The 19,177-nt window shown below is 38.1% G+C and carries 19 protein-coding genes and 1 pseudogene; 8 read left to right on the top strand and 12 right to left on the bottom strand.

All coding sequences use genetic code 11. From position 1 onward, the window contains the following. Window positions 1-122: 122 nt before the first annotated feature. From IE339_RS10295 to IE339_RS10275, 5 genes are all read right to left on the bottom strand, one after another. Window positions 123-398, bottom strand: a complete 276-nt coding sequence (locus IE339_RS10295; RefSeq protein WP_242175803.1) for a hypothetical protein — start codon at window positions 396-398, stop codon at window positions 123-125. A gap of 3 nt (window positions 399-401) precedes the next feature. Next, a complete protein-coding gene (locus IE339_RS10290; RefSeq protein WP_242175802.1) occupies window positions 402-1,112 on the bottom strand; it encodes a pirin family protein in 711 nt (236 codons plus the stop codon). A 120-nt stretch (window positions 1,113-1,232) separates the two neighbouring features. After that, window positions 1,233-2,363 carry a hypothetical protein gene (locus tag IE339_RS10285; protein ID WP_242175800.1) on the bottom strand — a complete coding sequence of 377 codons (1,131 nt, stop codon included), beginning with the start codon at window positions 2,361-2,363 and terminating at the stop codon, window positions 1,233-1,235. A 239-nt stretch (window positions 2,364-2,602) separates the two neighbouring features. Further along, on the bottom strand, window positions 2,603-3,673 hold the full coding sequence (locus IE339_RS10280; RefSeq protein WP_242175799.1) for an ankyrin repeat domain-containing protein: 1,071 nt from the start codon (window positions 3,671-3,673) through the stop codon (window positions 2,603-2,605). A gap of 128 nt (window positions 3,674-3,801) precedes the next feature. Further along, window positions 3,802-4,062, bottom strand: a complete 261-nt coding sequence (locus IE339_RS10275) for a hypothetical protein (RefSeq protein ID WP_242175798.1) — start codon at window positions 4,060-4,062, stop codon at window positions 3,802-3,804. A 420-nt stretch (window positions 4,063-4,482) separates the two neighbouring features. Between IE339_RS10275 and IE339_RS10270 the strand changes: the two genes are divergently transcribed. Beyond that, window positions 4,483-5,844: an amino acid permease gene (locus IE339_RS10270; protein WP_242175796.1), complete on the top strand. Its 1,362-nt coding sequence runs from the start codon at window positions 4,483-4,485 to the stop codon at window positions 5,842-5,844. Window positions 5,845-6,014: 170 nt separating this feature from the next. Here the strand turns inward: IE339_RS10270 and IE339_RS10265 are convergent, their stop codons facing one another. Further along, the gene (locus IE339_RS10265; RefSeq protein ID WP_242175795.1) at window positions 6,015-6,878 is read right to left on the bottom strand and encodes an AraC family transcriptional regulator; all 864 of its coding nucleotides are present in this window, start codon (window positions 6,876-6,878) and stop codon (window positions 6,015-6,017) included. Between the two features lie 166 nt (window positions 6,879-7,044). After that, entirely contained in the window at window positions 7,045-8,922 is a 1,878-nt protein-coding gene (gene htpG / locus IE339_RS10260; RefSeq protein ID WP_242175793.1) for a molecular chaperone HtpG, read from the bottom strand. 721 nt (window positions 8,923-9,643) lie between these two features. On the opposite strand from htpG, the gene IE339_RS10255 reads away from it, so the two are divergent. The 3 genes from IE339_RS10255 to IE339_RS10245 are packed head-to-tail and all read left to right on the top strand — an operon-like array spanning window position 9,644 to window position 11,345. Beyond that, complete coding sequence (locus IE339_RS10255; RefSeq protein WP_242175791.1) at window positions 9,644-10,081, top strand: MarR family winged helix-turn-helix transcriptional regulator; 438 nt, start codon at window positions 9,644-9,646, stop codon at window positions 10,079-10,081. A 50-nt stretch (window positions 10,082-10,131) separates the two neighbouring features. After that, window positions 10,132-10,773, top strand: coding sequence for an SDR family NAD(P)-dependent oxidoreductase (locus IE339_RS10250; protein WP_242175789.1), 642 nt, complete (start codon window positions 10,132-10,134; stop codon window positions 10,771-10,773). A 47-nt stretch (window positions 10,774-10,820) separates the two neighbouring features. Next, window positions 10,821-11,345 carry an NAD(P)H-dependent oxidoreductase gene (locus IE339_RS10245; protein WP_242175787.1) on the top strand — a complete coding sequence of 175 codons (525 nt, stop codon included), beginning with the start codon at window positions 10,821-10,823 and terminating at the stop codon, window positions 11,343-11,345. Between the two features lie 175 nt (window positions 11,346-11,520). On the opposite strand, the gene IE339_RS10240 is transcribed toward IE339_RS10245, so the two are convergent. Further along, window positions 11,521-12,273, bottom strand: coding sequence for an SDR family NAD(P)-dependent oxidoreductase (locus tag IE339_RS10240; protein ID WP_242175784.1), 753 nt, complete (start codon window positions 12,271-12,273; stop codon window positions 11,521-11,523). Window positions 12,274-12,660: 387 nt separating this feature from the next. Between IE339_RS10240 and amaP the strand changes: the two genes are divergently transcribed. Genes amaP through IE339_RS10225 form a run of 3 tightly spaced genes read left to right on the top strand, consistent with a single transcriptional unit; the run spans window position 12,661 to window position 13,897 of the window. Continuing rightward, a complete protein-coding gene (gene amaP / locus IE339_RS10235; RefSeq protein WP_242175782.1) occupies window positions 12,661-13,203 on the top strand; it encodes an alkaline shock response membrane anchor protein AmaP in 543 nt (180 codons plus the stop codon). Window positions 13,204-13,218: 15 nt separating this feature from the next. Further along, entirely contained in the window at window positions 13,219-13,428 is a 210-nt protein-coding gene (locus IE339_RS10230; protein WP_053400170.1) for a DUF2273 domain-containing protein, read from the top strand. Between the two features lie 25 nt (window positions 13,429-13,453). Then, window positions 13,454-13,897 carry an Asp23/Gls24 family envelope stress response protein gene (locus IE339_RS10225; protein WP_053400171.1) on the top strand — a complete coding sequence of 148 codons (444 nt, stop codon included), beginning with the start codon at window positions 13,454-13,456 and terminating at the stop codon, window positions 13,895-13,897. Window positions 13,898-13,988: 91 nt separating this feature from the next. Here the strand turns inward: IE339_RS10225 and IE339_RS10220 are convergent. The 3 genes and pseudogenes from IE339_RS10220 to IE339_RS10210 form a co-directional block, all read right to left on the bottom strand. After that, window positions 13,989-15,254 (bottom strand): annotated as a pseudogene (locus IE339_RS10220) (glycoside hydrolase family 125 protein). 35 nt (window positions 15,255-15,289) lie between these two features. Beyond that, window positions 15,290-16,084 (bottom strand): sugar phosphate isomerase/epimerase family protein, encoded by a 795-nt coding sequence (locus tag IE339_RS10215; RefSeq protein WP_242175780.1) that lies wholly within the window; start codon window positions 16,082-16,084, stop codon window positions 15,290-15,292. A 26-nt stretch (window positions 16,085-16,110) separates the two neighbouring features. Continuing rightward, window positions 16,111-16,950, bottom strand: coding sequence for a phytanoyl-CoA dioxygenase family protein (locus IE339_RS10210; protein WP_242175778.1), 840 nt, complete (start codon window positions 16,948-16,950; stop codon window positions 16,111-16,113). 178 nt (window positions 16,951-17,128) lie between these two features. Here IE339_RS10210 and IE339_RS10205 point away from each other — a divergent pair, with 178 nt between their 5' ends. Beyond that, window positions 17,129-17,995, top strand: coding sequence for a helix-turn-helix domain-containing protein (locus IE339_RS10205; RefSeq protein WP_242175777.1), 867 nt, complete (start codon window positions 17,129-17,131; stop codon window positions 17,993-17,995). Window positions 17,996-18,196: 201 nt separating this feature from the next. Here IE339_RS10205 and IE339_RS10200 read toward each other — a convergent pair whose 3' ends face one another. Beyond that, complete coding sequence (locus IE339_RS10200; protein WP_242175774.1) at window positions 18,197-19,135, bottom strand: proline dehydrogenase family protein; 939 nt, start codon at window positions 19,133-19,135, stop codon at window positions 18,197-18,199. Window positions 19,136-19,177 lie beyond the last annotated feature (42 nt).

Raw genomic sequence — 19,177 nt, 5'->3', positions numbered from 1 at the left:
TTCCTTGCGATAATACAATAGTCTAAGGCTATCATAAGTTTTATTTGTAAGAAACAGACAGCTGTAAATTCCTTTAAACAAAAAAGAGAACCAACTTTTTTGTTGATTCTCTCTTTTGAGAACTACTTCTCTTCTTTCGGGTATATGGTTTGATGATCCGCAACAATCGTAATTGCTCCGTTCCCTTCATGAACTTCTCCTTTTGAGGAGTAATACCACGTTTTGTTTTCATCGGTCACATGAAATAAGTTCAGTTCGTGGCGAAACTCTAGTAAATTGCTTTGTTCTTCTTCTGTTGCGCGGCAAGAAATGAGCCACTGTTCTCCACGAGGAGTAATCGAATAATCTTCTGTTTGCAAAAATAAGCGGCTGCCAATAGCATGTCGAATCATTAACATATGTTACTCCCCTCCTGGTAGGTCAATTAGTAAAAAGAAGCTGTCTTCTGATGCTTTAATATGAAGATTCTCCGTATCTGTTACTCTTGCAGCATCGCGGTTTTCTACTACAGTTTCTGCATTTAAGCGGAGCTCGCCTTCAATCGTAAACACATAGATTTTTCGACCTTTTGGTTGGTCAAACGTTAACTCTTTCCCCTGTTCAAGTTTTGAAAGATATAGAGTCACATCTTGATTAATTTTCGCTACGTTTGCGGATGGTGTGTGCGAAATAATCGGTAGAAGCTGATTACGAAGCTGTTCTTGGTCATAAGATACATCTTCATATGAAGGCGTTAACTGACTTTTATTCGGTAAAAACCAAAGCTGTAAAAACTGTGTCTCTTCCGTAGACGACGGATTAAACTCGGAATGAAGTGCGCCCGTACCTGCGCTCATTACTTGAACATCCCCTACGTGCAACGTTCCTGAATTGCCAAGACTGTCCTCATGCTTTAACTGACCTTTTAAAACAATGGAAACAATTTCTGCTTCCCGATGAGGGTGAATTCCAAATCCCTTGTCAGGCTGTACCGTGTCATCATTAAACACTCGAAGTGGACCAAACTGAATATTCTCTGAATCATAGTACGGACCAAATGAAAAGCTAAGGTGACTTTCTAGCCAATCCGTCTTAACCGCATGTCTTGCGTTTGCTTTATGTACTTGAATCAAATCCTCACCCCATTAAATGATTATTATCATGTATTCATTTATTTTTAATTCAAGATAATTGTATGGTGAAGGAACTTTGTTTGTCAAGAAAAGTGCAGTAGCAAAACTGCACTTTTCGCCTTAAATATCTGCTAATCGCAGCAGCTCACCCGTTACGGCATGAACACCATAATCACAGTCAAGGAGCGATGCTAGAACATATTGATCTTTTTCTTCATTGAAAATATGACGAGGCTTAAGCTCTATACGAGACAACAGTTTTTCTATCGCTTCTGCCTTTGTGACAACAGCCTTTGGAGCTGCTGTAAACTCTTTAAATGGTGCCATCAGCATTTCATTATTTATATACGTCATGACTTTATTCGTTTCAAGATTTATGATCATCGTACATTTTGTTTTAAATGCCGAATGTTGGTCATGGGAAGCGAGTGGATGAAGTATTCCGTGAATGTATCCATTGTGACGCTCTATACGTGCAAGCTCCCACTTCCCAGAATCGTTTGGAAACTCTTGACGAAGGCAATCCGTCACAGCTGCTATACATAACTGCTTTTGCTCATCAGAAATCGGCAACAAATCTGGATGAGTCGCTCTTTGTTTCACCTCATCTAGTGAAATTTTGTCCTGAAAGGAAACGTTCCCTTGTTCAAATGGAGCCTGAAGCGTTGTATCCCATGTTAACACTTGATGAACGTCCACGATCGTCCCATTGTGTTGAACGATATTATAGGGGCGTAAAAACCGGTCTTCACCTACAACATATAGTTCTTCTATTCCATATACAGGAATATGTACTTCTTCCTCAAAGGACGGAATGTGAATAAGGCGTATCTGCTGTTGAATAATATCCATGCACTCTTCTTTTTTGAGCGAAGAGCGCTGACTATGACTAGACCGTAAAGGGAAATCTCCATATTTTAAATAAGAAAGAAGTTGGCCATTCTCATCAAGGCAAACTTCAATTTCTCCAATGGGAGACAGAATTTCATCTAAATAAGCCTGAAAACGATACGTGCGATCTTCTTCTTCCTTTAATTTAAAATGGGCTCCGTATGTTAAATCTGTTATTGTTTCAATCTGTGAAACCATTTCTTCAAACGTTTGAAATTTCATAAGCGACGTGTAAGATGTATCCTCTACTGTGATGATACTAACGATCTCTCCGCTATGGATATTCACATCTACTACGACCGTCCCTGGTGGATTACATTCTTCTTCGCGATCAATGACATGCTCCGGAAACCATTCCATCGTGAGAAGATAAGTGGTTTGTTTATCATTTGTAATGTGGCGGTTGATCGAATGCTGGAATAAGTGATAGTTATGTAGGTTAAGAGATTGTTTTGTTTTTGCTACTATATTTTCTATAAGTCTTTCAATAATAAGCCCCTCCTTTTTTTAACTATAGATAATTTTACCATTCACTCTTTAAAATGGACAAATGATAAAAAACACGACTTCTATTGAAACAGAGGTCGTGTTCAAATTATTTATTCGCTTTGACTTGATATTTGGTCGACATTACGAGTTTCTCGCAAAAATAGCTGTCCGTCGTGATCAACGACGATATATTCGCTGTTGTACTCATTAATCTTAGTCTTGCCATCTTTACTTGTAATGCCATATTCCTCACGAGTATGCACTTCATATGTATGAGAATCAAGAAGAGATACTTCCCTTGTATCATATGATAGCAATTCTAGAGTGTTTTGGCTTTTGTTTTTCATATTATTTTGGCTTTGACTATAACTTTTGCTATTTGGTTCTAGGAAACTTTCAACATACGAGAAGTCATTTAGTTGAATCGCTGTTAGACCCGACTCCACATACTGATACACAAAGTCTCCGATGGTCTCTTCATCGACAGAAGGAGATTCTGAAATCTCGCTTGGTTCTACTTCATTGCTAAGTAGATATGTAATGTCATCATATCCGTTCTGCTCTGCAACTCCTAGTGCACTTCCATCCAAGCTATTAGGAATGTCAACCGCTCCGTGCTTTAATAATATCCGGACTAGCTCTGGATTGTTTGCAAGACTTGCTTCCATTAGTAAGGAATCACCATCGACATTGGCAGTATTCGGATCTGCCCCGTGTGTAAGAAGTAAGTCAATTGTTTGCTCATATCCCTTCTCGCTTGCCAACCCTACTAAAAGAGGATGATCACTTTCTGGATCGATGTTCGGGTCATACCCAGCAAGTAAATAGACTTTGACTAATGATAATTTATGCTGAACGATGGCCTGTTCAAAATCATTTTTTGTATTAATGTGATGTTTATTTAAATATTGAAGTGCTTCTGGCTTTGTATTAATAGTAGTAGGTTCTGGTGTTTCCTCTTTCTTATCTGTGTTTTTCTGAAGTGCTAGTGAATTTTGCTGTACAGACGTTGCAACGGCTGTCGAGTTTGTTGCTACTTGGTTTACATTGACTGTGACGCCCTCTTTTTTTGAAGGATTCCCACTTGAAGCTTCTAGTAGCTGATAGGCCTTTTGGTAAATAATAAAACAAGCACCCATTAAAAATAGGATAAAACAAATTTTCAGTGATGTTTTCCACATAAGCAATAGCTCTCTTCCATTTGAGTCTTTATACCTATTTTAGTACACCTCAAAACCAAATAATAGATTTTTTTCTAAAAAATTGAAAAATAAAAAGCCCTTGCATCTGCACAAGAGCTACAACTTTCTTATTCTTCAGTTTGAACTTGATCTACGTAGTGTTTAGCTGCGACAAGTCCAAAGCCTGTTTCTTCTCGAACAAATTTTACGACTTCTGGCATGGTTTTGCCACCTTGAAGCATCGTTTGGATTTGGGTTCGGAGGATGCTTTGTTGCTCGAGCGTCATTTGTTGCAACTGCCTTTGCTCAAGATCTTTAATTCGATTACGTAACGTCGCAATGTAAACAATGAGCGCTACAATAATAATTAGACCCGGAATTTCTAACATTCTTTATAATACCCCCTATAGTGATTTCATTGTAACGGTTCTTGTCTATCTATTCAAATAATATGTGAAAAACCTTCATTTATATGGGTTTTTAGTCCCTGGTTTCATTACATAGTTATCCTATCTATTTAATAAGCTGTTTACTAATTCGCTAACTGCCTGTATTCTATTTTATTATAACTTTCAGATAATGATGTTATAATAAAATACATGAAAATACAGAAGTCGAAACAACTTGTATTTTTATGATAAAGCAAGGCATAACAAAGTATATGAACACTTGGATGAAGAAGATTAAACAAGATAGAGGAGGGGTATAAAAATACATAAAAGCTTAGAAATTGCTAATGATGTTATTCAAAAATAAAAAATAGTCTATTGGTCGCATCATAGCATGGATAGAGAGAGAGGGAATTGTAGATGCAGGAAGAAAATTTAGCAAGGGGCCTTAAAAATAGACACGTTCAGCTGATCGCAATCGGCGGCGCGATTGGGACAGGATTGTTTCTTGGATCAGGAAAATCGATTAACTTAGCGGGGCCTTCGATTTTGTTTGCTTACATAGTTACGGGTATTATTTGTTTTTTAATTATGCGTGCGCTCGGGGAGCTGCTTTTAAGTAACCTTGGGTATCACTCGTTTGTTGATTTCGTAAAAGAATACTTAGGAAACGGAGCCGCCTTTGTAACGGGTTGGACGTACTGGTTCTGTTGGGTATGTATTGCGATGGCGGATTTAACGGCAGTCGGGAAGTATACGCAGTACTGGCTTCCAAACGTTCCACAGTGGTTGCCAGGCTTAATTGCTCTCGTTGTATTACTGATTATGAACTTAGCGACGGTGAAATTGTTCGGAGAGCTAGAGTTTTGGTTCGCGCTTGTTAAAATCATTGCGATTCTCGCATTAATCGTAGTTGGATTGTTCTTAATTTTCAAGGGATTCTCTACAAGTGAAGGCGTATCAAGCTTCTCGAATCTTTGGAGTCATGGCGGCTGGTTCCCACACGGATCAAACGGGTTTATTCTATCGTTCCAAATGGTTGTCTTTGCATTCGTTGGAATTGAGATGGTAGGATTAACGGCTGGCGAAACGGAAGATCCAGAAAAAGTGATGCCAAAGGCTATTAACAACATACCGATTCGTATCTTAATTTTCTATATTGGGGCACTGCTTGTTATTATGAGTATCTATCCTTGGAATAAGGTAAGCCCAGTTGAAAGTCCTTTCGTACAAGTCTTTGCTGCGATGGGAATCGTATCGGCAGCAACAATTATCAACTTTGTTGTGTTAACATCCGCCGCTTCTGCGTGTAACAGTGCTATTTTTAGTACGAGCCGTATGATGTACTCACTAGCAAAGGAAGACAATGCACCAAAACCGTTGACGAAGCTTACTCGTCGTCAAGTACCTTCTAACGCGCTGTTTTTCTCGGCGGTTATTATTTTAGTTGGGATCGTCCTTAACTACGTAATGCCTGATGATGTATTTACACTCATCACAAGTATCTCAACGGTTTGCTTTATTTACATTTGGGGAATCTTAATCATTTGTCATTTAAAATATCGTAAAACAAGACCTGATCTAGTCAAGGTCAACAAATTTAAAATGCCGCTCTACCCTTTTACGAACTACCTAATCCTAGCATTTCTTGCGTTTATCGTAGTCGTATTAGCGCTTGCAGCGGACACGCGCACTTCCCTATTTGTTACACCGGTCTGGTTCGTGCTACTTGTAATTATTTATAAAATCCAAAGTAGAAAAAAGCAGACTGAACAAGCATAAAAAAATGAAGCTGAGGATTATCCTTAGCTTCATTTTTTTGTGTTCTTTTTGTATCTGTTTCCTCCCCCACGTATTAGGGTGCATATCTGCATACACCTAGCTCAGTATTAAGTGGAAAAGAAACATGAAAGGATCTCCATACTATTTTTTTAGGACGCTGGGCACGGTTATTATTTTTTTCGAACAGGAATCCAAATCTCACTATAGGCGTAGTCTTTAACACGCTCGTTCATTTTGGTAAAAGAAAAGCTAGGAGCTTGAATAATTTCATAATCAGACGTAGTAAGCCATTCTGAATATGTTTTTGCCATTGTTTCTTGTAACGTAGAAGGAAACGGCCCTTCGTTTGGGAATACTGCCCAAGTGCATGCTTCAACGCGTACTTTATCTAATGCATCACTTATTTGAGTTTGTGTCGTTAAAACACCTATCAAGTGAGTCAAATCCCCTTCCTCTTTTAGGAAATTTGTGTCAGCATTATAAGAAGCATTCACAATCTCATAAGGGGTTATATTTTGGAGGGCATGCATTTCTTTTCTTTGCTCTTCCGTTATACTTTGAGCAAGCTTCACAATCTCGTTATTGACACCTTGAAATTGCATGGGAACACGTTTGCTTACACCAGCTAAATGAAAAACTGGTTTGTCTTCAATTCTAAATTCCATTGAAGTTCCTCCTTTTACCGTAATGATAAATGAAAGTTTGGGAAATGATTTGCTTGTTCTTTTTTTTATTGCGTCGGAAGGTAAAAAACCGCACCATTTTTTAAATGCCCGAGTAAAACCATCGACTGACTGATAACCATATTTAAAAGCAATGTCTGTTACCTTTTCTCCATTCAATAAATCTTTATTTGCTTCAGATAGTTTTCTGTTTTTCACATACTCTTTTAACGTCATCCCGGAAAGATGAAAAAACACCGTTCTTAAGTGATAATCAGAAGTCCCAGCATAACCAGAAATGCTTCCGAGAGACAAGTCGTCGGTTAAATGCTCTTCGATATAGTCCATAATTTGATTTAATTCCTTTAACAATCGTTTTCCCTCCTTCCATGAATACATCGTAGCAAAGCAATCCGAGAAATACTCGACATTTTTAATGATAAAATATCGGGTTGTTCCCATCATTTAACGTTCTTCACCTAAAAAAAGAGAAGATGAAAATTGTTTTTCATCTTCTCTTCTGAAAAGCCAAACTAAGTTATGCCATCACCTTACACATATCATTTGTGAAAGCAACCGGATCTTCAAGTGGAAGCCCTTCAATTAGAAGCGCTTGGCTATACAATAAGTTTGTATATAAATCTGCTTTTTCTTTATCTTGTTCAAAAGCTTTTGTAAGAGCTTTGAACACGTCATGATTTGGATTAATTTCTAACACTTTATCAGCCTGGATGTTTTGATTATCAGGCATCGCTTTTAGGATTTTTTCCATCTCAATGGTTACGTCCCCTTGCGCTGATAAACAAACAGGATGTGTTTTAAGACGCGTGGATACTTTAACGTCCTTTACTTTACCGGATAGAACTTGTTTCATATGCTCGAACAATTCTTTATGTTCGGCCGTTGTTTCTTCAGCTTCTTTGTTGTTTTCATCTTCTATTCCAAGGTCTCCGCTTGCAACAGACTTGAATTCTTTTTCTTTGTAGTTCATGAGCATTTTGATCGCAAATTCATCGATTTCATCAATGAAGTATAAAATCTCGTAGCCTTTGTCTTGTACGAGCTCTGTTTGTGGCATTTTAGCGATACGATCATAGGATTCGCCTGACGCATAGTAAATGTATTTTTGATCTTCAGGCATGCGTGATACGTACTCGTCTAGCGTTACTAGCTTTTGCTCCTTAGAAGAGTGGAATAACAATAAATCTTGAAGATCATTTTTGTTTGCACCAAAGTCACTGTAGACGCCGTATTTTAACTGTTTGCCAAACGCCTCAAAAAACTGTTCGTATTTCTCGCGCTCGTTTTTCAGCATCGTTTTTAGCTGACTTGTAATTTTGTTTTTAATGTTTTTTGCGATCAGCTTTAGTTGACGATCATGCTGAAGAATTTCACGTGAAATATTTAACGATAGATCCTCAGAGTCCACAAGGCCTTTCACAAATCCGTAATAGTCAGGAAGCAAGTCGCCGCACTTATTCATAATTAGCACACCATTTGAGTACAGCTCTAAGCCCTTCTCGTATTCTTTTGTGTAGTAATCAAAAGGCGTACGCTCTGGAATGAACAAAATTGCGTTGTAGCGAATGGCACCATCTACGCTAATGTGAAGATGTTTTAACGGCTGATCAAATCCATAGCGCTTTTCCTGGTAAAACTGATTGTAATCTTGATCGGTCAGCTCGCTTTTATTTTTACGCCAAATCGGCACCATGCTGTTAATCGTTTTTTCCTCTTGCACTTGTTCAAACTCATCTTCACTGCCTTCTTTTAGACGACTTTCTGTCACGTCCATTTTAATTGGATAGCGAATAAAGTCTGAATACTTTTTAATGATCGACTGCAGCTGATATTCGTCTAAGTACTCATCATAGTTTTCTTCTTCCGTATTTTCCTTAATCTTTAACGTAATCTCTGTTCCAATCGCTTCTTTTTCTGTTGTTTCAATTGTATAGCCATCGGCTCCTTCAGATTCCCACTTAAAAGCGACCTCACTGCCAAATGGCTTTGTGATGACCGTCACAACGTCTGCCACCATGAAGGATGAATAGAAGCCTACTCCGAACTGACCAATAATGTCGTGGCCGTCTTTGGATTCGTTCTCCGTTTTAAATGCAAGAGAACCACTTTTCGCAATAACCCCTAAATTATTCTCTAGCTCTTCCTCTGTCATCCCAATTCCCGTGTCAGAAATCGTAAGCGTTCTTGTATCTTTGTTAGCGGTTACTTTAATATAATAATTTTCTTTATCAAATTGAAGTGAATCATCTGTTAATGCTTTGTAATAGATTTTATCAATCGCATCACTAGAGTTTGAGATTAATTCGCGTAGAAAGATCTCCTTTTGTGAATAAATAGAGTGAATCATCATGTCTAATAAACGTTTGGACTCTGCCTTAAATTCATGCTTGGTCATCTTTCATTCCCCTTTCAATCAATTAAAATGAACCTATGTAGTAAGTTAGCACTCTATAGATGTGAGTGCTAACCACTTATTAATTATCACATTTAGGAGGTTTTTGTCAATAGAAGTGAGGAAAAGTTGTTAACGCGGGAAACTTTTAGAAGACAAAATCATGATAACGGAAGCCGGACGTTACTATATCATATATCAAGTGAATACAACTAAGTTACAGAAGAAGTAAAAAGGAGGATGCCCTAAGCTGATAGTGAATCCTTTCTTTGCTGAACTGGAAAAACATTCTTTGAAATGGTAGGCTTAAAAAGAAGACTCATTTAAGGAAGGAGATAATGGATCGATGAAAAAACTTCATCAATACTGCGGACTTCTTCTTATTGTTAGCACGCTGAACATAGTCCCTTCTCTCATTCGCCACTACCGTCACGGGGAGAATGTTAACGTTAATCTCTTCACCTCTCATTATGAGCTTCTAATTCCGGCCGTTGCGCTTATCCTTGCGTTGATCGGTTTCATCACATTAAGAACCGTAAGAAAGCAGGCTTTGCACGAATAGGTAGCTGAACAATTTCAGTCACCTATTCTGTCTGTAAATTGAGCCACTGCTTAAATAGGTTTTCATGTTCTGCTTATGAAGGAGGAGAACATGAAAACTTCTTGACTATCGACTTTTCTTTGTGTTAATTTGTATATGCAAATGAATGAAGGGATTGAGGAAATGAATAACGAAGAAGAACAAATACTAATTCACTGTTTGTACTTTACAGCTAGTCGGTTCGCACGCAATATTACCAAATTAGCTGAGCAAACATTTGATTTTGGTGATGTGGCCCCGTCGTATCTGTACATGATTATGATCGTAAAATTTCATCCAGAGATTACACAAAAGGAATTATGTCACAAGCTATCTATTGCTCCTTCTACGAGCACAAGATTTATTGACAAACTTGAAAAGCTTACATTAGTTACCCGAAAAGCAGACGGGAAACAAACGCGAATTTCGCTAACCGATCAAGGTGAAAATCTCTACAATGAATTTCGTGTATCGCTAAAGGATCTGTTTGACAGCTATTCAAAAGTTTTAGGACAGGAATTTAGCAAAGATTTAAGCAGAACACTGCACGAAGCGAGCAATAAATTAGAGCGTGAACTATAATTTTTTTACCCCTTCATTTGCATATACAACTATATTAGGAGGAACATTCAATGTCTGAAAAAATCATTCTAATTGTGGGAACTGGACCAGGAATTAGCTTAAATACAGCAAGAAAATTTGGAAAAGAAGGATTTAAAGTTGCCCTTATTTCACGTAATCCTGAATCATTAAAAAAATATGAACAAGAGCTACAACAAGACGGCATCACAGCGAAAGGATTTTCTGCGGATGTTGCATCACCCCACTCTCTAGAAGCAGCCATTCAGAAAGTCATTCATCACTACGGAAAAATAGATGTTTTACTGTATAATGCCGCAGCCGGACAGCCTGGAAAACCAACGACTTTAACAACGACACAACTAGTGGAAGATTTTAAAATTAGCGTTGCGGGCGCTCTTACTAGCATTCAACAATCGCTTCCTTATATGAAACAAGGTGCAATTTTGTTAACGGGAGGCGGTTTAGCGCTTCATCCATATGCGGATTATTCCTCTTTAGCTATTGGCAAAGCAGGGATTCGTAATTTAGCGTACAGTCTTCACCAAGAGCTTAATGAACAAGGAATTTATGTGGGAACGTTAACGATTAAGGGGTTTGTGGAAGAAAACACCTCCTTCTCTGCACAAAATGTCGCCAACGCTTTTTATGACATGTATGAAAAACGAACAGACGTTGAAGTAATGTTTGAGTAAAATTTTTTATTTTATCATTTGTATATACAAATAAAAGGAGTTTAGAAATGAAAAAAACATTGGTTATTCTTGCGCATCCTGATTTAAATACATCACGAATGAATAAGGCGTGGAAAGATCGCTTACTTCAAGAAAATGCAATTACTGTGCATGATCTGTATACAAAATACCCAGATGGGAAAATTGATGTGGCCTTTGAACAACGCCTGCTTCTGGAGCATGAACGAATCGTTTTTCAATTCCCTCTTTACTGGTACAGCAGTCCTTCTCTTTTAAAAGAATGGCAAGATGCTGTTCTTGCATACGGGTGGGCATATGGATCACAAGGTACAAAGCTTCATGGAAAAGAGTTTATGCTCACGATTTCAACAGGAGGTCCTCAAGCGGCCTACCAAGCTGGTGGATTTAATCTGTTTAGCATGAGCGAATTGACAAAACCATTTCAAGCAATGGCAAACTTAACGGGAATGCGCTTTTTACCTACGTTTACAACCTATGGTGTACGTACGTTAACAGATGATGAAGTAAACAAAAGCGCTGAGGATCTCTTACAGCATATTAAAAACGCCTAATAAACTGCATAAAAGCTAGTATATAAGGTTAAATAGATCACAAAAGGACCACTCACTTAACAGGTGTGGTCCTTTCCTTCATTTCTTCTTCAAACAATGATGCCATGTTAATTTAACGTAAAAACGAGGAAGATTACGCTGTCATTTTCTCAGTAAATGGTAGATCACAAACCCTTCATCCAAACGTATAACCGCCGTTTACCGTTAGCGATTGCCCTGTCACAAACGATGATTCATCTGAAGCAAGAAAGATGACGCTTTGAGCCAAATCGTTAGGGGTCCCCATACGCTGTAGCGGAATGGATGCTTGATAGCTTTCAATGGCCTCATTAGAAATGTGATCATGACGCTCAACTGGAATAAACCCTGGGTTGAGTAGGTTTACTCGAATTCCGTATGACCCAAGTTCCTTCGCCCATGATCTCGTCATTCCAAGCATCGCGGATTTTGCTGTTACATAATTTGAAAAGTGTGGATTTCCATTCTGAATGACATCGCTCCCAATATTAATGATGCTTCCCCCTCGGTTCATTTTCATATCAGCTAATAGCTCTTTCACTAGCAAAAGAGGCGCTTTTACAAAGAATCGGAGCTGATCTTCATAATCCTCCCATGTTGCATCTTCTAATGAAAGCTCAGGCTGAGGTCCCGTGGCATTATTCACGAGAACATCAATTACCGAACCTGACAAGCGCTTTGCTTCTCTAATTACAGTGCGCACGCCCTCTTCTGATGTAATATCTCCTTGTACTGCGTATGCTTTTCCGCCTTTGTCTTCAATCTCGCTTACCACTTCTGATGCTTGCTTTTGATTATGTGCATAATTTAAGATAATCGTTGCTCCCTCAGAAGCAGCTGATGTACAAATCACTTTTCCTAATCCCCTTGATCCACCCGTAACCAAAACCGTTTTGTTTTTTAGTCTCATCTCTTTCTCCCCCTATAACCATTTTTTCGCGCTCTTATTTCCTAGTATAAAGCAATGGGATTTAGAAGTACGATATTTATAAAATAAACCTGAACGTATGAAGTTTGGATGACCAACAAATTATCCATACATAGGATTTATAGCGTCATTAACAGCATAACTACTAAACCATTTAAGAGAATATTTCCTACAGTTTGAATGATGAATATACATTGGTATTTTGTAAAATTTAACTTATTCAACGCTGGTTATATATCCATAATTTCCCTATAGCACATTCGAAAGTTTACATTAAAAAAGCTTGGGTACTATAATAACATTCTCGCATCATTTTTCTGTATTTGGCCAAAACAACAGCAAGATTTCACGTTGAGATGAGGTGGACAATTGAATAATTTTAATCGTGTATTAATCGTCTTTATCGGGATTATTGGGTTATTATCTTCCGGTATGCTAGCACTAACGGTTTATGACGTTCCTCACCTTTCGAAGTGGGTAGCAAACTGGTCAGAGCAGGAATGGTTCTATTACACCATCTTGTCTATCAGTGCATTTTTAGCCGTTATCTTTCTCATTTTTATTTTGACAGGTTTGTTCAGTAGACCACCTGGCAAGCAAATGGCCATTGTGACGGGAGAAGGGAAAATTACGATCTCAAAAGCTACCATTGAGTCGGCAGCATTACGAGCAATTCGTCACTTTGAGGGAATTCGTTCGCCTGAAGTGCAAGCTCTTATCCATCCTCGTAAGGAGCAAGTAGATGTTCGCATTGATTGTTCTTTATTTGGTCGGACAGGATTACCTACATTAGCGAAAGAAATGCAAGAAGATGTCAAGCAAACAGTAGAATCACTGCTTGAACTGCCCGTTCGTTCTGTCCGCATCCACTTAATGGATGTTAAAACACGAAAGAAAGAACGTGTTTTGTAATGAAGGAGGGAAATGATGAGTACTCCAGATAAGCTTATTCCCTACCGCGGACGGATAATTGGTATTCTCATCGGATTTGTCCTTGCGGTACTACTATTAACAATTGGTTTTGGTCCAACTATTTTAATTGTTGCTTTTATGGCAATTGGTTTTATCATCGGAAAATGGCGAGATGGGCAATTAAATATCGAATCTTGGATGCGATTTTTTGCCAAAGATAGATAAACGATCTTAAAAGGAGAGATTTATAATGGCAGTAAATGAAACAAATACAACAACAGTAAACACTCAGGAAGCTGTACACAAAAATACTCTAACATTTGAAGATCAAGTAATTAAAAAGATTGCGGGTATTGCAGCAAACGAAAATAAGGGAATTTTATCAATGAGCGGCGGATTTATGAGTGGATTAACAGATCGCTTTCGTAGTACAGAAGACATCACAAAAGGGATTAATGCTGAAGTTGGCGAAAAACAAGTCGCTCTTGATTTAAAAGTAATCGTAGAATATGGCAAAAACGTACCGACCATCTTTTCTGAAACGGTAAGCAGAGTAAAAAAAGCTGTTTTTGATATAACAGGACTAGAAGTCATTGAAGTCAACATGCATGTTGAAGACATTATGACGCGTGAAGAATTTGAAGAGAAAAACAAAAAAGAAAAAGAGCAAGAATCAAAGCGTGAACTAGTGTAACGCTTCGTCTTACTCTCACAAGTGGTCTGCCTCCTTTTAGAGGCAGGCTTTTTTTGCGATTGCTGTTATGAAAGTATCAAGACCTACCCTCTTATAAACCACAATAATCAAGCATTAACTCACAATACATCGCATTAGCCCATGAAAACCAAGGTCTTGTGAAGGATTGGTGGTTGTTGACGTCAAAGCTTTCATGCATAAGCCCTGTTCCACCGTCCGTCGCAGCCATTAAGGTGAGCAATCGTTCTTTCTCCCTTTGATCCCCAGAGGTTATACCTTGAATAGCGAGCGAGATTGGCCACACAAAATTTTCAGGGGTATGAGGACTTCCGATACCGCTTGCGTATATTCCTTCATAGTAATAGGGATTTTCTTTGCTTAAGATGAAGGCCCTTGTGTTTTTATAAATCACATCGGTGTGATCTGTATATCCTAAGTATGGAATAGCTAATAAGCTCGGAACATTTGCATCATCCATCAAATTATAATTTCCTAACCCATCCGTTTCATAGGCGAAGATTGGTCCAAATGAGGGATGATCCACAATTCCGTATGTTTTTATGCCAACATCAATTTCATTTTTAAGTCCCTCTACTCGCTTTGCCGTTTCTCTATCAGCATAAACATCCTCCATAATTTCCTGCAAGTAGCCCAATACAACGACAGCGAACATATTAGATGGAATATGGTAGCCATATGTACATCCATCATCGCTCGGTCGAAACCCTGACCAAGTCATACCGGTATATGCAACAGGACTTCCTAGACCATCATGTGATAGTGTGTCATGAGCTGGACAATTCATGCGATCAAATCTGTACGAAGAATACTCTCCGTGATTTTGTTCGATTTTCCATACGTCTAGTATGCGCTTGACTGCATTTAGAAACGTGGTGTTAAAGTGCTCCGTTCTTCCACTCTTCTTCCAAAATAAATAGCTTAATTGAATAGGATAACAGAGCGAATCCAGCTCGTATTTTCGTTCCCAAACTGCGGGATGCATGTCTGTTAAATCATTCTGATGTCCACGTCCGTTTGCTGTTTCATTAAAGGCATTTGCATACGGATCTAACAAAATAGACTGAAGCTACTTTTCAATAACACCTCTAAACATCACTTCTATAGATGGATCTTGGACTAATTTAAGATACGGCTTAATTTGACACGCTGAATCTCTCAGCCACATAGCCGGAATGTCACCTGTTAAGACAAAATAAGTAGAATCTGCGAGCGGCTTTATCGCATTTTGTAGCGTATTTAAATATACGCGATTGAATATGTCACTGAGTTCTTTATTTGGCGATTTTTTCTGAACCGTATGTAAAAGCTCTGAAGCTAGATTTGTATTAAGTTGCACAACGCCTGCACCTCCGTTTAAATGAAAAACGGGCTCTAGTTAGAACCCGTTATGTAATCGTACACGTGTTTTTTAGCCCACAAGCAAATATCCCATAAGTCACTTACTGGTTGTCCCGTCATAGGATCAGTTTGCATATATCCAGGAGGCCCATATTCGGGCGTAAATGTAAGAAGATCCGTGTTTCTTTTCGCATGATGGTGATAGATCTTTTTCCACCAGTTTAAATGAGTTGTTAGCTCCTGTTGATAGACAGTAGATCGTGGGTCCCCAATTTGCGGACCCTGTCTGTGACCGACTCTCGTATGAATATGAATCGTACGACTGATAGCCAAATCCAAACGATCGGACTGGTTTTCTAATAATGATTCGCACACGCATACCCAATGGCTAAAGTCGGCCGTAATTTTTAAATGATCGAACTCCTTCAAAAGTCTTTCGGTCGTCCACGGACTATACATGGCTCTTCCGCGGTGTGTTTCATGCGCGACTGGGATTTCAATATCCGTTTCGATCTGTAGAGCACCTTTAAAAAAGGCTATCTGTTCTAATTCGTTCATATCATCCTTTGCACTTTGCGAGTTAATCAATAAAGGATGATATGACGTCGCTTTGAACATCTCATTTTCAAAGGTAGGAAGGTCATCCGCAAAAATTTGAGCGATATAGTGAAACCCATATTGCTGTAAAAGCTCTTTAAATAACGATTCGTGTTCCTTATGAGGCAACGGGCATTCCACACCGCTGTATCCGCTCTCATAAATTCGCTTAAAGTTCTCTTCTAATGTTCCTTCCATCCCCCATAGTGATTTAATACTAATCATGTTCATCAAAATCACCTGCTAAAAAAGTTCATTTATTGTTTGTTTTTATGGTAAACAAGTGGATTTAAAGGACTGTCAACGAGGTCTCCCGTTTTTAATCCAGGCATCCACTGCTTTAAATCGTTTTTACGTGCTTCGTTGTCCGTTTCTGCCACTCTCGTTTCATCAGCAAGATAAATAATCGTCATAATTTCACGCGTTTGTGAGGATGGGTTTCCTGGAGCGCTATGCAGCGTCCAGCCATAATGAAACGTTGCATCTCCAGCATTCATTGCGCCATACGTTACCTCAGGGAATTGATTTGCAGTGATGTAATCGCCTAACGTTTGATGCGATTCATCTGAGATTCCTAGTTTGCTAATATAGCCCTTTTTATGAGATCCTGTCGCAAAGCTCATGGATCCCATTTCCTCCGTCACGTCAGCAAGCGGCATCCACATTGTAATCGTTTTATCTGTATCAATTGGCCAATATGTTTGATCCTGGTGCCATGGTGTGTGACCACCACCTGGTTCTTTATATAAAGCCTGATCGTGATAAATCCGTACTCCGTCTACGCCTAATAATTCTGCCGCTACCTTAGCAAATCGTTTTGCTAAGACGAATTTTTTTACATCCTCTGAGTGTTCCCAAACGTTCATTACTTGAACAAATGCTTTGCCATAGGTATCGCGTTCTTCTAACGGTGCTAATTTTTTCGAATGCTCCTCAACGGATTTAGAAATAACCTCTCTGTACGTACGAATCTCTTCGGTTGAAGCGACATCTCGTAAACAAATATGTCCATCCTCTTGAAACGCTCTTATCTGTTCATCTGTTACCTTATATTCGCTTTGCAAATGAGGGATAACGGAATGGTTTTCTGTTGACATGTATTCTCCTTCTTTCTTGGCATTTTGTATTTCACCATGCAAGCATATAGGAATTTAACATACATAAGTTCTCGTTTTTTGATACATCATGTACGTTTTTTTGATCTTTTTTTAGCTAGACTTATTAAAATATTTTGGTATGCTAGAAAAAAACGAATGAGGTTTGCGGAGGAATCGCATGAAAGCCATAAAAGAAATTCATCAATTTGACCCTATTTTTCCGTTTGTCTATTTACATGAAGAAAAAGGAAATCCGGAAGAAAGAGTGCAGTTTTATCATTTTCATGACTGGTATGAGCTTGTGTTTGTTCACGAAGGAAATGGGAAGTTCTTCATTGACCATGATTTCTTCTCGATGGAACAGCACGACTTATATCTGATTCCTGGAAACGTTATTCATAAAGTGCTTGCTGAGAAGAAGACACCTTATAAATGCTCTGTCATCTTGTTTCATCCCATGCTTATTTACAGCCATGAAATTGGGGATCACTTTTCATATCTGGATTCATTTAAAGCACTATCCAATAGTGGTGGGTTTCAGCTGAAACTTTCACAAGAACAGATGGAGATTTTTAAGAAGTTATTGGGTGAGATGCAAGAGGAATATCAATCAAATGATATAGGTAGTCGGAGCGCTCTCTTACTCCTTCTTCATCAGATTCTTCTCAAGATTAATCGAACGTTTTCGACTTCTAAATACACCCCAGAAGTGGTTTACACAAAAAGAGAAAAATGGATGAGAGACGTTTTACATTACATTGATCTGCATTACACAGAGGAGCACATCTCGTTATCTTTTTTAGCCCAACAAGCCTTAGTAAGTCCGGAGCATTTCAGTAGAACGTTTAAAAAGATCACGGGCTTTACCCTACCCGCTTACTTAGAGTGGAAACGATTAGTTCATGCGAAGGAAATGCTGTTGAAAACGGATCATCACATCTCCTTCATCTCAGATGCTTGTGGCTATAAAAGCTTGCCCCATTTTCATAAAAGATTTAAGCAACGATTTGGTTTAACTCCTGGTGAATTTCGAAAGAACGTATAGTTGTCTTCAAATTAAAATCCGTTGGGTAAACCCGCTCATATTCTTGCGTAGTAAACACAATGGTTCTAATTATGTTTGCTATCTTTTTATTGAGTAAACAAAGAAAATGCCACGCTCTTTACTAGAAAAAGGGACGCAGCATTTTAAAGGTTTAGCAAATTGTTTTTGATTTTTTGTTATAGGAGGCTTTTATGACCTTCTTTATTGTTTTTGCTCAATTATATCTGAAATAAAGGTATAGATATTAGGTGGATATTCAGCAATACGGTGAACTACGTATAAATACCACTCACTGCCGTAGGTAATATAAACTTTTGTCTTTATATTATTTTCCTTTAAAGAACCTAACAAGTCAGGGCGCACTCCGTCTAACATCTCTACTTCTACATTTGAGTTGGCAAGATACCCTTTTGCTTGTAGTTCCATTAAGATATCTTCATCATGAGTAGCAATAGATAATGGCTGATTGTGCTCGATACATGTAGATACAAATTCAATATATCGTTTCTTTAACTCTTCTGATCTTGGAATATAAATATCTTCGGGCTCTTGATAAGCGCCTTTCACTAAGCGTATTTTACTAGACGTTTTTAACAAATGTTCAAGATCAGTAAAAGAACGTTTCAAATGAACTTGTAATGTTATCCCCACATTTGAGAATGATTTCAGTATCCTTTTATGTAGTGACAATATTTGATCCGTTTTTTGTGATTCTTCCATACTTATCATTAATTGAATATCATATTTACGTGCTTCTTTTGCTAACTCTTCTAAATTAGCAAATGCGAATTCCTCAGAAATTATCATTCCTATATGAGAAAGATCAAATGATACTGTAGCCTTCAAGTTGTTATTACCAAGATCTTGAATTAACTCTTTAAATTCATTTTTAGCATGAATGCATTCTTCTTCAGAAGATGTATTTTCACCTATAAACTCTATAGAAACCTCATATCCTTTGTTTGATAAATGCATAAAGCGATTAAGTCCTTCAGTTCGCTTTTCACCCGCCACAAATCGTCTAGCGCCCTTACTGAAAATTTGAGAAAGTTCTTTTGAATTTTGGATATAAGCTTTTAAGTCTTGATCTCTAGCGATGAGTTTTAAATTTTTCGAAAAACGAATTTCTTCATTAATCATTACGTATCATTTCCTTTTTTAAAATTTTTCGCATTTATTATT

The sequence above is a fragment of the Priestia koreensis genome, assembly GCF_022646885.1.
Classification (GTDB): domain Bacteria; phylum Bacillota; class Bacilli; order Bacillales; family Bacillaceae_H; genus Bacillus_AG; species Bacillus_AG koreensis_A.
This window is presented reverse-complemented; position numbering and strand designations above follow the sequence as displayed.

What these genes read in the sequence shown, in the direction of transcription:
- IE339_RS10285 (WP_242175800.1), bottom strand. Translation starts at nt 2,363, where the DNA reads ATGGAATGGTTTCCGGAGCATGTCATTGATCGCGAAGAAGAATGTAAT.
- IE339_RS10295 (WP_242175803.1), bottom strand. Translation starts at nt 398, where the DNA reads ATGTTAATGATTCGACATGCTATTGGCAGCCGCTTATTTTTGCAAACA.
- htpG (WP_242175793.1), bottom strand. Translation starts at nt 8,922, where the DNA reads ATGACCAAGCATGAATTTAAGGCAGAGTCCAAACGTTTATTAGACATG.
- IE339_RS10245 (WP_242175787.1), top strand. Translation starts at nt 10,821, where the DNA reads ATGAAAAAAACATTGGTTATTCTTGCGCATCCTGATTTAAATACATCA.
- IE339_RS10240 (WP_242175784.1), bottom strand. Translation starts at nt 12,273, where the DNA reads ATGAGACTAAAAAACAAAACGGTTTTGGTTACGGGTGGATCAAGGGGA.
- IE339_RS10215 (WP_242175780.1), bottom strand. Translation starts at nt 16,084, where the DNA reads ATGAACATGATTAGTATTAAATCACTATGGGGGATGGAAGGAACATTA.
- IE339_RS10210 (WP_242175778.1), bottom strand. Translation starts at nt 16,950, where the DNA reads ATGTCAACAGAAAACCATTCCGTTATCCCTCATTTGCAAAGCGAATAT.
- IE339_RS10255 (WP_242175791.1), top strand. Translation starts at nt 9,644, where the DNA reads ATGAATAACGAAGAAGAACAAATACTAATTCACTGTTTGTACTTTACA.
- IE339_RS10225 (WP_053400171.1), top strand. Translation starts at nt 13,454, where the DNA reads ATGGCAGTAAATGAAACAAATACAACAACAGTAAACACTCAGGAAGCT.
- IE339_RS10230 (WP_053400170.1), top strand. Translation starts at nt 13,219, where the DNA reads ATGAGTACTCCAGATAAGCTTATTCCCTACCGCGGACGGATAATTGGT.
- IE339_RS10275 (WP_242175798.1), bottom strand. Translation starts at nt 4,062, where the DNA reads ATGTTAGAAATTCCGGGTCTAATTATTATTGTAGCGCTCATTGTTTAC.
- IE339_RS10270 (WP_242175796.1), top strand. Translation starts at nt 4,483, where the DNA reads ATGCAGGAAGAAAATTTAGCAAGGGGCCTTAAAAATAGACACGTTCAG.
- IE339_RS10280 (WP_242175799.1), bottom strand. Translation starts at nt 3,673, where the DNA reads ATGTGGAAAACATCACTGAAAATTTGTTTTATCCTATTTTTAATGGGT.
- IE339_RS10205 (WP_242175777.1), top strand. Translation starts at nt 17,129, where the DNA reads ATGAAAGCCATAAAAGAAATTCATCAATTTGACCCTATTTTTCCGTTT.
- IE339_RS10250 (WP_242175789.1), top strand. Translation starts at nt 10,132, where the DNA reads ATGTCTGAAAAAATCATTCTAATTGTGGGAACTGGACCAGGAATTAGC.
- IE339_RS10200 (WP_242175774.1), bottom strand. Translation starts at nt 19,135, where the DNA reads ATGATTAATGAAGAAATTCGTTTTTCGAAAAATTTAAAACTCATCGCT.